This is a genomic window from Pseudomonas sp. M5A4_2d (assembly GCF_053345295.1).
Genome location: NZ_JBKEZW010000012.1, coordinates 80,827 through 97,306, shown reverse-complemented (window position 1 = coordinate 97,306; position 16,480 = coordinate 80,827). Strand labels below are relative to the sequence as shown.

The window sequence follows — 16,480 nt, the reverse complement described above, 5'->3', positions numbered from 1 at the left end:
ATGACAGACGCACTACGCCGCGCCCGTTTCTTGCATTACACTGGCCGGCGTACATTCCTTAACCAATTAATGAGATCACCGTGCTCAAAGCACTTAAGAAGATGTTCGGCAAAAGCGAGGCTGAGCCGTTCGCGCCTGTTCCCAGTGCTCCTGTCCCCTCCTCCGACAGCCGCAATGACGGTCAACAGCCAGGCCGGACCGCACCTGTCGCCTCGCCGAAGAAACCGCCGGTGACGCCACCTGAACAGGTACTGCCTGCTGAGGCCGCCCCAGCGCCGGCGCCGGCGCCGAAAGCACCACGCCGCGAACGCGCACCAAAACCGCCCGTGACCCCGTGGAAACTCGAAGACTTCGCCGTCGAGCCCCAGGAAGGCAAAACCCGCTTCCACGATTTCAAACTGGCCCCGGAACTGATGCACGCCATCCAGGACCTGGGGTTCCCGTACTGCACGCCGATCCAGGCGCAGGTGCTGGGTTTCACCCTCGCCGGCAAAGATGCCATTGGTCGCGCGCAAACCGGCACCGGCAAGACCGCCGCGTTCCTGATTTCGATCATCACCCAGCTGCTGCAAACGCCGCCGCCCAAAGAACGCTACATGGGTGAGCCACGCGCACTGATCATCGCCCCGACCCGGGAGCTGGTGGTGCAGATCGCCAAGGACGCCGCCGACCTGACCAAGTACACCGGCCTCAACGTCATGACGTTCGTCGGCGGCATGGACTTCGACAAGCAACTCAAGCACCTCGAAGCCCGTCACTGCGACATCCTGGTCGCCACCCCGGGCCGCCTGCTCGACTTCAACCAGCGCGGCGACGTGCATTTGGACATGGTCGAAGTAATGGTGCTGGACGAAGCCGACCGCATGCTCGACATGGGTTTTATCCCGCAAGTACGTCAGATCATTCGCCAGACCCCGCCGAAAAACGAGCGCCAGACCCTGCTGTTCTCCGCGACCTTCACCGAAGACGTGATGAACCTCGCCAAGCAGTGGACCACCGACCCGTCCATCGTCGAGATCGAAGCGCTGAACGTCGCCAGCGAAAACGTCGAACAGCACATCTACGCCGTCGCCGGCGCCGACAAGTACAAGCTGCTCTACAACCTGATCAACGACAATGGTTGGGAACGCGTGATGGTGTTCGCCAACCGCAAGGACGAAGTGCGCCGCATCGAAGAACGCCTGGTACGCGATGGCGTCAACGCTGCGCAACTGTCTGGCGATGTGCCGCAACACAAGCGCATCAAGACCCTGGAAGGCTTCCGCGAAGGCAAGATTCGCGTGCTGGTGGCCACTGACGTTGCCGGGCGCGGAATTCACATTGATGGCATCAGCCATGTGATCAACTTCACCCTGCCGGAAGTGCCGGACGACTACGTGCACCGCATTGGCCGTACCGGCCGTGCAGGCGCTGCGGGTGTATCGATCAGCTTTGCCGGGGAAGATGACTCGTACCAGCTGCCGTCGATCGAGACGTTGCTGGGTCGCAAGATCAGTTGCGAGACGCCGCCGACGCATTTGCTGCGGGCTGTGGAACGCAAACGCCCGTAAGCCGGAATGCGATTAAAAATGTGGAAGCGGGCTTGCTCGCGAATGCGGTCTGTCAGTTAAAGATGTACTGACTGAGACACCGCTTTCGCGAGCAAGCCCGCTCCCACATTTGGATCTCCACACACAGTTAGTCAGCTGTTTACTTCCAGCGATCCGCCGCCGCGTGATCGCTGCCCCGCCCTTCCACCCAGCGTGGCCCTTCAGGCGTGTGTTCTTTCTTCCAGAACGGCGCGCGGGTCTTCAGGTAGTCCATCACAAACGCACAGGCATCAAACGCGGCCTGGCGATGCGCACTGGCTGCCGCAACAAAAACGATGGGCTCGCCCGGCTCCAGCGCGCCGATGCGGTGCAGCACTTCCAGCTTGAGCAACGGCCAACGTTGTTCGGCTTCCACCGTGATCTTGGCCAGGGCTTTTTCGGTCATCCCGGGATAGTGCTCAAGGAACATGCCCGACACGTCGCGGCCGTCATTGAAATCGCGCACATAGCCGACAAAACTCACCACCGCGCCCACGCCGACATTGGCCGCATGCATCGCGTTGACTTCGAAACCCGGATCAAACGCTTCAGCCTGCACCCGAATGGCCATGGTCAGCCTCCGGTCACCGGCGGGAAAAACGCGACTTCATCACCATCGTTCAGTGGCTCGTCCAACGAACAAAGCTCTTCGTTACGCGCGCACATCAGGCTGGGTTCGTTGAGCACGGCAAACTCCGGGTCACCGGCCAGCGCAAGACGCACAGCATCGACAGTGGCGAAATCGCCCTCCATCTCCAGTGAATCGAAACCCACCGCCTCGGCGTAGCGCGCAAAAAACAGTACGTTGATGCTCATGCCTGGTCCGCCTTGAAATGCCCGCTTTTACCGCCGAGCTTTTCCAGCAGGCGAATACTTTCGATGGTCATGCCACGGTCCACGGCCTTGCACATGTCGTAGATCGTCAGCGCTGCGACACTGGCGGCCGTCAGCGCTTCCATCTCCACGCCGGTCTGGCCGCTGAGTTTGCAACGCGCGAGGATATGCACGGCGTCGACGCCATCGGCGCTCAACTCGACCTTGACGCCCGTGAGCATCAGCGGGTGGCACAGCGGGATCAGATCACTGGTTTTTTTAGCGGCCTGGATCCCGGCAATACGGGCCACGGCAAACACGTCGCCCTTGGGGTGGGCGCCGTCGACAATCATTTTCAGGGTGTCGGGCAGCATGCGCACCCGCGCTTCGGCCACGGCCTCGCGGAACGTCACGGCTTTGTCGGTGACGTCGACCATATGGGCGCGACCTTGGGAATCGAGATGAGTCAGCACAGGGATACTCCTGATCAGGAGCGGCAATTGTAAACCTGTGAGTCAATTTTGCGCAGGGCTGTTTATCCCATCAAAAAAGGGGCGCACTGATTGCTCAGTGCGCCCCTCATAACCAACAACGCGGGATTAGAAGCGGAACGTAAATCCGGCATTGATCCCGTTGTTGTTACCCCGGTTGGACAGCAAACCGCTGTAGTTCAAGGACACCAGCGTGTCTTTGGTCAACGCCATTTCCGCACTGGCCTTGATCACCGCGCCATCACGGGCCACGGGCACACTGTTGACGGCAAAGGCGGTGTCACTGCCGGTAAACTTCAGCGAGGCATCGCGATCGGTATCACCGAACTGATGCTCCCAACCCAGCTCCCCGCGCAACGTCACTGCCGACGTCGAGCTGACCGCCAATTGGGTATGCGCGCGCAGGCCCAGGGTCGACAGCGTGGCGTCCTGGCTTTGCTTGCTGGCGTGCAAGGCTGCGGCGCCGCCCTTCTCCTTGAACGAATCGCTCTGGTAATTCAGGTACGTCAGGTTGGCGAAGGGTTCGAACAGGTTCCACTGGGTGTAACCGATCTCGGCAAACACTTGATCCGTGCGAGCGTTGTAGTCGGCTTTGTCATAGTCCGACTGGTTGGCGTAAGCCACACGCCGCGAGGTGTCCAGGCGATGCCAGGTGGTGGCGCCACCCAAGCGCAGGGCGATGGCGTCGAAGCGCTTACCGCCGTAGATCGACAGGTGATAGTTGTCACTGTCCGCCGAAGCCGACTCGCCATTGAGATGACTCTGGGTGTAGCCGGTCGCCGCGCCTACACGCCAGCCGTCGCCGACGTCCGTGTCCAGCCCCAGCAGCACACCGCTGGTGGACGAGGAGTAGCCGCTGGCGTTGTTGTCGCCGCTGACGTTATTGCGACCCCCCAGCAGTTGCACCCAGCCACCGTTATCGCTGGTCTGGATTTGCGCACTGGAATCCAGCGCCTGGGCCTGTTGCAGACGACCGTTGACCGCTTCGCGAAGGTAACGGCTGTCGGCCATTTGCGCCGCCGCCACATCCGAGTGCAGTTGCCCCGACAGCTGCTTGAACGCGGCCTGCGCCTGGGCGGCGGAGTCCGAGGCCAGGAGGCTTTCATACACAGGGCTGCCGCTGCCCAATGTATCGGCCACGGTTGCCACGGCACGTTCGTTGCGGGTTTGCGCGACGCTGGCAAAACTCGTCTGGTTGCGTTCCACCGCCAGGCTCAGTTGGTTCGGCTGGTAGTTCAGTTGAGTGCCGATAAACAGGTAGTTGGGCGTAATCGCCGCAAACTGGCCGTTGATGCCCTGGCTGGCGCTGAGGATGTTGAACTGCTGGCCCAGCAGGCTACGGGCTTCGGTGGCGGACAGCAGGTTGGGGCTGTTTTCCAGGGACACGGTGACAACACCGCCATTGAGCGTGGCGACGCCGCTGCTCTGGATCTGGTCGCTCTGCCCGTTCGGGCCGACCTCCACGGCATACACCGAACCCGGGTTGAAGGTGACGTTACCGGTGTGCAGCGTGCCGATCGAATGACCCGGCGCCACGCGGCCGCCATTGTTCACGGTCAAGGCTCCCACGCTGCCGTTACCGGCCAGTGTGCCGCCCAGGGTGGTCGGCACACCGTTATCCGCGTTCACCGTACCCACGGCGCTGCCATCCACCGTCACGGTCGAGGTCAACGAGCCGTCGACCGACAGCTTGCCGCCGCGTACCCACGTGCTGCCCGAATAGGTGTTCTGGCCTTCCAGCACCAATTCGCCGTCCCCGGACTTGGCCAGGCTGCCGACATAGGTCGTGCCAGTGAGCAAATCCTTACCGCGTGCCAGCGTCGCCTGTTCCCGGGCGTGGCCGATTTCGTATTCAAACTGGTCATCCGCCGAGGCAATGGCAGGCAGCCCGTTCAGCCAGCCTTTTTGCTGTTTGGTCGCCGCCCACGTTGCCTGTTCGGTGGCGTCTTCTACACGACGGGCGCGAATCGCCTCATCGGAAATCGGGTTAGCCCAGATATCACGCGTACCGGTGGGCAATGCTACCGCCACCGAACCGAGGAACTGCCCCGGCCCCTGCATGGCTTTTTGCAGGTTGGGCAAGCCCCAGCCACTGACCACACCCGGTACTTGCGGCGTGCCTGGCGCGGCATCGTGCACCGGTTGCAGGTTGTCGTAGGTGCGCCCACCCGTCAGGTTACCGACAGGCGTGTCCGGTCCATCCGGCGCTTGCAGGCTGGAGGTGGTCAGCAACACATCCCGCGCCTGGCTGGCGGTCATGTAAGGGAAGCGCTGAATCACCAGGGCCAACGCCCCGGAAACACTCGGTGCGGCGGCGGACGTACCGTTGGCATTCGGGATGATTTCGCCTTCCGGCCCGGTGGACGGAATGCCCGAAACCCCCATCACACACCACCACTTCGAAGTGCCGCAGCGGTTATACACCTGGGCGCTGGTTTCGTCGTAACCGGTGATCGAGAGGAATTTTGCTTCGATGTCCGGCTTGAAAAACGGCAGGTTGGCGTTGGTGTCCGGGTTGGCACCGTGGCTGTCGTTGCCCGCCGAGATGATCTGGATAAAAGTGTTTTGCCGTGCGGCGTCCGCCATGGCATCCAGCCAGGTTTTCTGCCCGGCGTGGGCCTTGTCCCAGAACGGGCGATAGGCGGCGGTCATGTCGCGCAAGTTGTCGGCCGCACTGTCGCCGACATTACCGAAGTGGTTCTCCACGTCGTTGCGCGAATTTTGCCCCCAGCTCTGGTTGACGATCGACACGTTCTTCGCCGCCAGGGCGTTGTAGCTGGCCATGAACGCGTTGTAGTCGAGGTCGTTGGAGCCCTGGAAACGGTTGTCGTCGGTGCCGCCGGTATTGGCGACAAAAATATTCGCATCAAAGGCAATGCCATGCATGCCGGTGCCGTTGCGACTGGCACCCAGTACGCCGGACATTTCCGTGCCGTGACCGTCATTGATGATCGGGTCGTACTCACCGGAAATACTGAAGTGCTCGCCCTTTTGAAACTCACCGTCCGGGGTGTCGTGGAGGTAGCGCGGGTGGGTGGCGTAATACTCGCCGGTGGACGTCACCGCTTGCACCCGGTCCTGGCCCTGGGCATTTTTGCCCTGGAACTCGAAGTGTTTGGTGAGGATGCCCGAGTCGAGCACACCCACATTCACGCCCTTGCCGGTCATGCCCAGGGCATAGGCGTAATACGCGTTGGTGCGGTCCAGGCCGGAGTTGACCTGGGCTTCCGGGGTCTTCCAGGTTTGGGCGTTGGCGCTCCAGTCACGCGTGGCGCCCGCCCAGGATTGGCCTGCATTCAGTTGCCCATTCAGGTTGCTGCTGACGCCCGGTTCAACATAGGTATAGGGCTTGGCAGCCGGCAGGTTCGCGAGGATGGCCTTGGAAAAATCCAGAATATTGGTGGTATAGCGGCCACTGTTGCTGAACAGTCGGCTACGGTAGTAATCCAGGCGCGAGGCATAGTCCAGCGGACGCTTGGTATCGCCGAGCATGGCGCCGATGGTCAGGTTTTCAGGCTGCAGTTCGTAGTATTGCTTGAGGGGCGAATCGAACTTGCCCGACTGGGCGGCAAAGTCCTTGGCCGCGAGGTCGACAATGTCTGCGTAAGCAAACCGCAGGTTCTTGTAGACATCCGTGTTGGGGCCAAACGATGCAACGGCTTTCCTGAAGGCCGACTCCAGCACCTGAGCCGTATAGGGGTTGCTGTCATCCGCCCAGGCCATTGAGCCCTGACCCAGCCATAAGGCCAGCCCGAGTGCGATGGGCGTGAGGGGGATTGATTTGGAACCGGTGCTGCGCTTGCGATGAAACAAAGTGAAGCCATTACCTGCTACGTCCATTATTCCTTTCCCTTTGGATATGTGCGTCGTCAATGAGCGATGTATCGGGCTTTTTGTAATAGGCAGGGTCACGCGGAAAACCCGAAGGGGTTCTCAAAACGTCGTCGAATCAATGAGGTGGTGTTTCGACGGGAGTCACACAGCGTTGTTTTTGTTTTTGCGGCGGCAAAAAATGTAACAAAATAATTACAAAGACTACAAGCACCCTGGACGCATTAACGAAGACAAATGTCGCCCACAACAAAAACCCCGGATTTCGTGAGAAATCCGGGGTGGTTCGTGGCATTTAGCCACCAACTACGACATCGGCGTGTTTTACAGATGGGACTCGGCGTATTCAGCCAGAATCGAGCGAGGCACCCCTTGCAGCGCAATGTGCACGCCGTTCGGGAAGTCTTTGAAGCGTTCCGTCAGGTAAGTCAGCCCGGAGCTGGTCGCGGACAGGTAAGGGGTGTCGATCTGTGCCAGGTTGCCCAGGCACACCACTTTGGAACCGGCGCCGGCACGGGTGATGATGGTTTTCATCTGGTGCGGCGTCAGGTTCTGGCATTCATCGATCAAAATCAGGCTTTGCTGGAAGCTGCGACCTCGGATGTAGTTGAGGGATTTGAACTGCAACGGCACTTTGCTGAGGATGTAATCGACGCTGCCATGGGTGTTTTCGTCATCCATGTGCAAGGCTTCGAGGTTGTCGGTGATCGCCCCCAGCCACGGCTCCATTTTTTCCGCCTCGGTGCCGGGCAGGAAACCGATTTCCTGGTCCAGGCCCTGCACGCTGCGGGTGGCAATGATGCGGCGATAGCGCTTGGTCACCATGGTCTGCTCGATGGCGGCCGCCAGGGCGAGGATGGTTTTACCCGAGCCTGCAGCCCCGGTCAGGTTGACCAGGTGGATATCCGGGTCGAGCAGCGCATACAGCGCCAGGCTCTGGTAGATGTCACGCGGTTTCAGGCCCCAGGCTTCCTGGTGCAACAGGGGTTCCTGATGCAGGTCGAGGATCAGCAGCTTGTCGACCTGGATCTCTTTGATCCAGCCCACAAAACCCTGTTCGTCGATGATGAACTCATTGATATGCACGGCCGGCAGGTTGTCGGTCAGCTGTACCTGGTGCCAGGTGCGGCCATGGTCCTGACGGGTTTCGACTTTGCTGACGCGGTCCCAGAACGAGCCGGTCATCGTGTGATAACCACGGGACAGCATCGACACGTCGTCGACCAGTTGGTCGGTACTGTAGTCCTCGGCAGCGATCCCACATGCTCGTGCCTTGAGGCGCATATTGATGTCTTTGGTCACCAGCACCAGGCGCAAGTCCTTGTCACGCGCGTGCAGGTCGATCAATTGGTTGATGATTTTGTTGTCGTTCAGATTCTCCGGCAGCAGGCTGTTGGGCTCGCTGCGCTTGTTCATCAGAATCGACAGCAAGCCCTTGGGCCCGCTTTTTCCGCGCTGGATAGGCACGCCGACTTCAACGTCCTCGGGTGAGGCTTCACCCAGGGTCTTGTCGATCAGGCGAATGGCCTGGCGGCACTCGGCGGCAACGCTGTGGTGCCCGCTTTTGAGTTTGTCGAGCTCCTCAAGCACGATCATCGGGATAGCGACGTGGTGTTCTTCGAAGTTAAGCAGTGCGTTTGGATCGTGAATCAGTACGTTGGTATCAAGCACATAAAGGATTGGCTGGTCGGAAGAAGGGTTACGTCCATGATCATCCATACTCGGTCACCTTTGTGGGAGCCAGTCGACGCAATACCACAACAGTGCTGCGCCTCGATTCGACCACCGACTGCACCGCAGTGACGTCAAGTGCAGTGCCCACATGAGGAGTCTTGGAAGACGCCACCTGTGTTGCAGGTTTCGGCGATCTGACTTCGTAATACCGCAAAAACGATGACAGGAAAAAGCACTTTGACACTTTTCTGAAGTTTATTTTTCAGGATGACGAATAGCACTAGCCGAGTGCCATGGACCCCGTTAAAGTCGGAAGTCCGCCTGCATCGAAATGTCGCACAAAATTACCCCGAAAAAGCCTTATCCCCAACAGGGCCGGGCACTTCATCTTTTTCAGCGAAACGCCTCCCGGCAGTCCTGCCAACCCAATCCGCTTTGCGCCGTGGCCTGTAGCAACATCGGTAATGCGACCCGCGCCTTGTCCTGAGTGTCGTGAAACACAATTACCCCTTTGCGCCACAGCAACATCAACGTCAATACCCGTTGCGCCGCCTCATCGGCCTTGAGTTTGCCCGGCTCGTCCTGGGAATCGATATCCCACAGTGCCACCTGCAAACCCTGGGACTGGAAGAAGCCCTGGCTGTCGGCGCGACGCTGGCCGTACGGCGGGCGAAACAGCGGCACGTAGTTTTCCGGCATCAGGTTCTGTGCCAGCGATGCACTGCGCGTGATCGAGCCTTGCCACTCGACCCAATGACTGTGGGAGCGATACTGCCAGCCCTGGGTGCCCACGCACTGCCCCTGGTACAGCGCTTGTACGTCAGCGGCCGAACTGCGCTCCACGCGGGTTTGCAAACTGCTGCCGAGGACGAAGAAGGTGGCGTTGAGCTTCTGCTTGCGCAGGTAGTCAGTGAGCCAGTCAGTATTGCCGCTGACGGGTGCCGGGCCGCCGTCGAAGGTCAGCAGGAACATGCGGTCGTTGAATTCGTCGCCATTGCGTTCGTGGTCGCCAAAACGCGCGACTTCACTGCTGATCTGCGGGAACAACGCGGCTTTGCGCAGCAGTTCGTCGAGGTAGCGCTCGTGGAAATTGTGGCTGGGGTTGGCCCAGCCTATATAGAAAGAGTTGTCACTGACCTGGAACTTGCCGGCCTGTTCGCGCAGGTCGTCCATGCTTTCCACCAGGTAGCAGAACGAGGCATCTTCTTCGCAGCTTTGCTCGGCAAAGGTGTAGTTCTCCAGCAGGCGCTGCCAGAGTTGCCGGCGCAGGTCGTCAATGGCGGCCAGGTTGATGATCTTCAGGCCCAGGCGCTGTTTGAGCACGACTTCGTCCTGGGCTTCGCTGGCGATCAAACTATGGGCGAACATCAGGATTTCGGCGCGTGAGGCGACGTCGAACAGCGCGGGGCTGCTTAGCTTCTCCGGCCAGACACCACGGTCCAGGCTTGCCACATCCACCGGCGCCGCCTGGGCGCCCAAGCACAGCAAACAAGCCGACAGTAAAAACGCAATTCGCACACAGGGTCTCCCTTTCCAGAGTTGTCGGGCACTATAGCCGATCACCTGGGGGAGCTACTGGGTTGGTGTGTATATCCGTTGTTTGGGTAACGGCCACTCAGGGTTCCGGGCTTACAGCGGGTCACGTTTGATAGAGCCTGTACGGATCGAGCCGCCTAAGATCAAAAGCAGTGCACGGCGCCCTGGTTGCCGACCTGAGTGGTGTAGATCAAAAGCAACGCCGAGGATGCCTGACAGCCGACCTGATCCTGGAAGCTGAACTCGGTTAAATGTGGGAAGGGGCTCGCTCCCGATAGCAGCGTGTCAGTTGATGCATCTGGTGACTGACCCAGCGTATTCGCGAGCAAGTCGAATCGTCGCACCGCCGCTCCCACATTTGGAACTCGCTACATCAGGCAGAGGGTGTGCGGCTCTTCAGGCTGTACTCGGTCAATGTGGGAGCTGGCTTGTCGGACCGCCGAACCGCTGCGATGGCATCAATTGGGTATGCCTGATGTACCGAGGTGTCTGCATCGCAGCGGTTCGGCGGTCCGACAAGCCAGCTCCCACAGAAAAGCAGCCCTGTTTTTGATCTGCTTTCGCCCTGCTTTCGCCTCTACCACTCAGATCGGCTACCAGGCCGCCGTGCTCTGCTTTTGATCTTGATCTGACAGGCCCCGTTAACCACGATGGCTGAACGCAGGCTTGAATCCGTGGGTAACCCGTGTACACCAACGACAAAGCAGCGCCCTATCACCATCATAGGTGGAGTCTAACCCCCCAACCCCCTAGAATCCCGCCCACGCGACACGCCACGAATAAAGGAGACGATTTCATGCTGATGGTGATTTCCCCCGCCAAAACCCTCGATTTCGAGTCAAAGCCGGCCACCCCGCGCTTCACCCAGCCGCAGTACCTCGACCACTCCCAGGAGCTGATCGAACAACTGCGCGAACTCAGCCCGGCGCAAATCAGCGAGTTGATGCACGTCTCCGATAAAATCGGTGGCCTCAACGCCGCCCGCTTCGGCAGCTGGACGCCCGCTTTCACCCCGGCCAATGCCAAGCAGGCCCTGCTGGCATTCAAGGGCGACGTCTACACCGGCCTCAACGCCGAAACCTTCAGCGACGCCGACTTCAGCTACGCCCAGGACCACCTGCGCATGCTCTCGGGCCTGTATGGCCTGCTGCGCCCGCTGGACCTGATGATGCCGTACCGCCTGGAGATGGGCACCAAACTGGCCAACGCCCGTGGCAAGGACCTCTACGCGTTCTGGGGCACGCGCATCAGCGAGTGGTTGAATGAAGCACTGGCCGAACAAGGCGATGATTTGCTGCTCAACCTGGCCTCCAACGAATACTTCTCGGCCGTCAAGCGCACAGCCCTGAACGCGCGGATCATCAACACCGAATTCAAGGACCTGAAGAACGGTCAGTACAAGATCATCAGCTTCTACGCCAAGAAAGCGCGGGGCATGATGAGCCGCTTTGTGATCGAAGAGCGCATCAACGACCCGGCCAAGCTCAAGCAGTTTGATGTGCAGGGTTATCGCTTCAACGCAGAGCAGTCCAAGCCGGACAATTTGGTGTTTTTGCGCGATCATGCACCGGAATAAGGCCTTGCTCAGCCCTCACAAACGCTAACACTCTAATGTGGGAGCTGGCTTGCCTGCGATAGCGGAGTATCAGTCGACTGTTCGCTGACTGAAATTGCGCCATCGCAGGCAAGCCAGCTCCCACATTTTTGTTTGCATTCCAAGCCCAGAATCGTCATTTATTTGACGTCAAAAAACACAAAGACACATCCCTAACAAATCTTTCACTCGACATTTCAAATTTTTTTTCGTAGTGGCACCGTTTTTTTCAAACGGTAGTGGCACAAAACTATCCTGCCTCACCAACTCCCTATTACGACTCGCCCAAGTAGCAAGTGCTATCACTGTAATGCCAGTGCCATCTTTTCTAATATTTCAAGAAATTTCTGGAAACAGGATGAGCGGCCAGGAACTTCATCCTGATGCACCGCTCATACCACCGGTAACGAAATTCTCTGTTGCTGTAAGAGATGACTTACATGGCGACCAACGGAAGTAGCAAAGTTGTCATATTTAACTTTGACTCAGGGGTCATATTACCAACCGATTAGTTAATAGCGGCGACAAGGAAGAATTGCCACGAACTATAAGGCCAAGGCTCAACCTCCCCTAATGGGTCAGTGAGACAACCCAAGGCATTGATAATTAAAGGCTTAAAGCCTCTATCAAGGCTCTGCGGCACTGGCGCCAGGCCCTTCTCCGAAGAAGGCTGGCTGCATTTCAGGGCAGGCTCCAATAACAAGGCCACGTTTCGCACAACTTGAGTGCAATGATGAGTCACTCGTTATTTAACATGCCTATACACGGCAAGTCGGCGTCTATTCGCCCAACTTTCGTGGCATCAGTGACGCTTGCAAACATGAACTCCGGCCATCTAATTGGCATGATTAATATCGTCTTCAATGACAAAGAGGTAAATGCGATGCGCATCAGCATATTTGGTCTAGGTTACGTCGGCGCAGTCTGTGCCGGTTGCCTGTCTGCCCGTGGCCATGAAGTGGTCGGTGTAGACATCTCCAAGGATAAGATCGACCTGATCAATGCCGGCAAATCGCCCATCGTTGAACCGGGTTTGGGCGAACTGTTGAGCCAAGGCATTGCAAACGGTCGACTGCGCGGCACGACCAACTTCGCCGACGCCATCCGCGATACCGACCTCTCGATGATTTGCGTCGGCACGCCGAGCAAGAAAAACGGCGATCTGGAACTCAACTACATCGAATCGGTATGCCGCGAGATCGGTTTTGTCCTGCGTGACAAGACCACCCGCCACACCATCGTGGTGCGCAGTACCGTATTGCCGGGCACTGTGGCCAACGTTGTCATCCCGATCCTCGAAGACTGCTCCGGCAAAAAAGCCGGCGTCGACTTCGGTGTCGCGGTCAACCCGGAATTCCTGCGCGAATCCACTGCCATCGCCGACTACGACCTGCCGCCGATGACGGTCATCGGCGAGTTCGACAAAGCCTCCGGCGATGTCCTGCAGTCGCTGTACGAAGAACTCGACGCGCCGATCATCCGCAAGGACATCGCCGTCGCCGAAATGATCAAGTACACCTGCAACGTGTGGCACGCCACCAAAGTCACCTTCGCCAACGAGATCGGCAACATCGCCAAGGCCGTTGGCGTCGATGGCCGTGAAGTGATGGAAGTGGTGTGCCAGGACAAGACCCTCAACCTGTCCCAGTACTACATGCGCCCAGGCTTCGCGTTCGGCGGCTCGTGCCTGCCAAAAGACGTGCGTGCCCTGACCTACCGCGCCGGTGCCCTGGACGTGGAAGCGCCGCTGCTGAACTCGCTGATGCGCAGCAACGAGTCCCAGGTACAGAACGCCTTCGACATCGTCGCCGGCCATGACAAACGCAAAGTCGCCCTGCTGGGCCTGAGCTTCAAGGCCGGCACTGACGACCTGCGCGAAAGCCCACTGGTAGAGCTCGCGGAAATGCTGATCGGCAAGGGCTTCGACCTGAGCATCTACGACAGCAACGTCGAATACGCCCGTGTGCACGGTGCGAACAAGGACTACATCGAAGGCAAGATCCCGCACGTGTCGTCCCTGCTCAACTCGGACTTCGATGAGGTGATCAACAACTCCGACGTGATCATCCTCGGCAACCGTGACGAGAAATTCCGTGCCCTGGCGCATAACGCACCGCACGGCAAGCAAGTGGTCGACCTGGTGGGCTTCATGTCCAAGGCCACCAGCGTAAGTGGCCGTACCGAAGGTATTTGCTGGTAACAGCGACGGCAAGTTTCGGGCTGCACGTGTCTTTATCCCCAGCGCTTGCAGCCTGAAGCCTCCTTCCCTTCCGGATGACGCTTATGTCCAAGTTAAAACATGTATTACTGCAATCGGCCGGCTGGCTGTTCTTTCTCAGCCTGCTGATGGGACTCGCACTGCTGTTGCCGGCGAGTACGTTCGACTCCGAGTCGAAGAATTTTATTTTCCTGATTGGCGCCGTCGGTATCTGGCGCTACTCGATGGGTGCTACGCATTTCTTTCGCGGCATGCTGTTCCTGTATGTGGTCTACCCACACCTGCGGCGTAAGGTGCGCAAGCTGGGCAAGGCGGCAGACCCGTCCCATGTGTTCCTGATGGTCACCAGCTTCCGTATCGATGCACTGACCACCGCCCAGGTCTACAGCTCGGTGATTCGCGAGGCCATCGAATGCGGCTTCCCCACCACCGTGGTCTGCTCGCTGGTGGAAATGTCCGATGAGCTGCTGGTGAAAAGCCTGTGGGAGCGCATGAACCCGCCGGACCACGTGAAGCTCGACTTCGTCCGCATCGCCGGCACCGGCAAACGTGACGGCCTGGCCTACGGCTTCCGCGCCATCTCCCGCCACCTGCCGGATGACCGTGCAGTGGTCGCAGTGATCGATGGCGACACCGTGCTCGCCGAAGGCGTAGTGCGCAAGACCGTGCCGTGGTTCCAGCTGTTCGGCAATGTCGGCGGCCTGACCACCAACGAGTTCTGCGAAGTGCGCGGCGGCTACATCATGAGCGAATGGCACAAACTGCGCTTCGCCCAGCGCCACATCAACATGTGTTCCATGGCCCTGTCCAAGCGCGTGCTGACCATGACCGGGCGCATGTCGGTGTTCCGTGCCAGCGTGGTCACCGACCCGGGCTTTATCGCCGACGTGGAAAGCGACTCGCTGCAACACTGGCGCCTGGGCCGCTTCAAGTTTTTGACCGGGGATGACAAGTCCAGCTGGTTCAGCCTGATGCGCCTCGGTTACGACACCTTCTACGTGCCGGACGCCGCGATCAACACCGTGGAACACCCGCCGGAAAAGAGCTTCATCAAGGCCAGCCGCAAGCTGATGTTCCGCTGGTACGGCAACAACCTGCGCCAGAACTCCCGCGCGCTCGGCCTGGGCGTACGGCGCCTGGGCCTGTTCACCAGCGTGGTGCTGTTCGACCAGCGCGTGTCGATGTGGACGTCCCTGCTCGGCCTGACCGTGGCCGTCATCGCCACCTTCAAGTACGGCGGCGCGTTCATCCTCGCGTACCTGCTGTGGATCGGCATCACCCGCTTGATCCTGACCCTGCTGCTGTCGTGCTCCGGCCACACCATCGGCCCGGCGTACCCGGTGATTCTCTATTACAACCAGATCATGGGCGCGCTGGTGAAGATCTACGTGTTCTTCCGCCTTGATCAACAGTCCTGGACCCGCCAGGACACCAAACTGACCCGCGATTTGGCCAGCTTTCAACGTTGGTTCAACACCTGGTCGTCTCGGACCATGACCTTCTCCGCCGGCAGCATATTCGTCGCCGTGTTGCTGATGATGGTCTGACAGCCAAGCCTGAATTAACTCTAGGAAATTGCCCTGATGAACAGCCAAGTAAACGCCAACGTTGTCCACGAATCCGAAGCCCAGCGCCAACATGCCCGGGTCAAAATCCCGGCCAAGCTGCGCTTCTTCAACACCGACCGTACCCAGACCGAAGCACGGGTAATCGACCTGTCCGCCGGCGGCCTGGCGTTCACCGCCACGCAGCCGCTGACCGTGGGTGAAGTGCACAAGGGCCGCCTGCAATTCGTCATCGACAACCTCGGCCTGGCCATGGATGTAGAGCTGCAGATTCGCTCCTACGATCGCCAGAGCGGCCGCACCGGTTGCCAGTTCCAGAACCTCGATGCCCAGGATATTTCCACGCTGCGCCACTTGATCACCTCGCACTTGTCGGGCGACATCGTGACCATGGGCGACGTGTTGGCGACCCTGCAACGGGACAACTTCACCAAGGCGCGCAAGGTCAAGGATGGCGGCAGCGGCATGACCGCGTTCGGTCGCCTGCGCGCCGTGGTGTTCAGCGCCGGGATCTTCATTGTCGGCCTCGCCGCGTTCGGTTTTGTCTTCAAGTCGGTCTACGGCATGTACTTCGTCAGCCACGCCCAGGCCGGCCTCGTCAGCGTGCCCGGCATGAACGTAACCATGCCGCGCGACGGTACCGTACAAAGCCTGCTCAAAGGTGACTCGGTAGCGGCCAAAGGCGCGCCATTGGCGACGTTCAGCACCAGCATGCTCGATGTGCTCAAGGGCCATCTGGACGAAGAGCAGTTGCAACCGGCCAAGGTCGAAGAACTGTTCGGCAAGCAAATGACCGGCACCCTGACCTCCCCGTGTGATTGCGTCGTCGCCCAGCAACTGGTCGCCGACGGTCAGTACGCCAGCAAGGGCGACGTGATCTTCCGACTGGTGCCACGCGGCAGCCTGGCCAATGTAGAAGCGCGCTTCACCTATCGCCAGTTCGCCGACGTGCGCCCAGGTACCGCCGTGAGCTTCCAGGTGGCCGACGAAGAACAGGTCCGCACCGGCACCATCGTCAGCAGCGCCAGCCTGAACAGCGACGACCTGTCCTCGGACATCCGCGTACAGATCAAGCCGGATGCGCCGCTGGACAGCACCTACGCCGGCCGCCCGGTTGAAGTGACCAGCGACCGTGGCCCTTCGCTGAACTGGCTGATCGATAAAGCCATGGCTCACGGTCTGTAAGCGAG

General features: G+C 59.4%; 11 protein-coding genes. 5 read left to right on the top strand and 6 right to left on the bottom strand.

What is annotated here, in order from left to right:
• Positions 1 to 74 precede the first annotated feature (74 nt).
• Positions 75 to 1,550, top strand: a complete 1,476-nt coding sequence (gene rhlB, locus ACLBW8_RS24715) for an ATP-dependent RNA helicase RhlB (protein WP_064450805.1) — start codon at positions 75 to 77, stop codon at positions 1,548 to 1,550.
• 139 nt (positions 1,551 to 1,689) lie between these two features.
• Here rhlB and moaE read toward each other — a convergent pair whose 3' ends face one another.
• From moaE to ACLBW8_RS24685, 6 genes are all read right to left on the bottom strand, one after another.
• Positions 1,690 to 2,139: a molybdopterin synthase catalytic subunit MoaE gene (gene moaE, locus ACLBW8_RS24710; RefSeq protein WP_447806519.1), complete on the bottom strand. Its 450-nt coding sequence runs from the start codon at positions 2,137 to 2,139 to the stop codon at positions 1,690 to 1,692.
• A gap of 2 nt (positions 2,140 to 2,141) precedes the next feature.
• Complete coding sequence (moaD, locus tag ACLBW8_RS24705) at positions 2,142 to 2,384, bottom strand: molybdopterin converting factor subunit 1 (protein WP_064450803.1); 243 nt, start codon at positions 2,382 to 2,384, stop codon at positions 2,142 to 2,144.
• Positions 2,381 to 2,854, bottom strand: a complete 474-nt coding sequence (gene moaC, locus ACLBW8_RS24700; RefSeq protein WP_064450802.1) for a cyclic pyranopterin monophosphate synthase MoaC — start codon at positions 2,852 to 2,854, stop codon at positions 2,381 to 2,383. The genes moaD and moaC overlap by 4 nt, the downstream gene beginning before the upstream one ends.
• 126 nt (positions 2,855 to 2,980) lie before the next feature.
• The gene (locus ACLBW8_RS24695) at positions 2,981 to 6,712 is read right to left on the bottom strand and encodes an autotransporter domain-containing protein (RefSeq protein WP_447806518.1); all 3,732 of its coding nucleotides are present in this window, start codon (positions 6,710 to 6,712) and stop codon (positions 2,981 to 2,983) included.
• 315 nt (positions 6,713 to 7,027) lie between these two features.
• Positions 7,028 to 8,422, bottom strand: coding sequence for a PhoH family protein (locus tag ACLBW8_RS24690; RefSeq protein WP_053254513.1), 1,395 nt, complete (start codon positions 8,420 to 8,422; stop codon positions 7,028 to 7,030).
• Positions 8,423 to 8,770: 348 nt separating this feature from the next.
• Positions 8,771 to 9,895 (bottom strand): polysaccharide deacetylase family protein, encoded by a 1,125-nt coding sequence (locus tag ACLBW8_RS24685; protein WP_447806517.1) that lies wholly within the window; start codon positions 9,893 to 9,895, stop codon positions 8,771 to 8,773.
• An 814-nt stretch (positions 9,896 to 10,709) separates the two neighbouring features.
• On the opposite strand from ACLBW8_RS24685, the gene yaaA reads away from it, so the two are divergent.
• From yaaA to ACLBW8_RS24665, 4 genes are all read left to right on the top strand, one after another.
• Complete coding sequence (yaaA, locus tag ACLBW8_RS24680) at positions 10,710 to 11,489, top strand: peroxide stress protein YaaA (protein WP_447806516.1); 780 nt, start codon at positions 10,710 to 10,712, stop codon at positions 11,487 to 11,489.
• A gap of 901 nt (positions 11,490 to 12,390) precedes the next feature.
• Positions 12,391 to 13,707, top strand: coding sequence for a nucleotide sugar dehydrogenase (locus ACLBW8_RS24675; RefSeq protein WP_064454857.1), 1,317 nt, complete (start codon positions 12,391 to 12,393; stop codon positions 13,705 to 13,707).
• Positions 13,708 to 13,790: 83 nt separating this feature from the next.
• Entirely contained in the window at positions 13,791 to 15,272 is a 1,482-nt protein-coding gene (gene alg8 / locus ACLBW8_RS24670; RefSeq protein WP_447806515.1) for a mannuronan synthase, read from the top strand.
• A 36-nt stretch (positions 15,273 to 15,308) separates the two neighbouring features.
• Complete coding sequence (locus ACLBW8_RS24665) at positions 15,309 to 16,475, top strand: PilZ domain-containing protein (protein ID WP_447806514.1); 1,167 nt, start codon at positions 15,309 to 15,311, stop codon at positions 16,473 to 16,475.
• Positions 16,476 to 16,480: the final 5 nt, after the last annotated feature.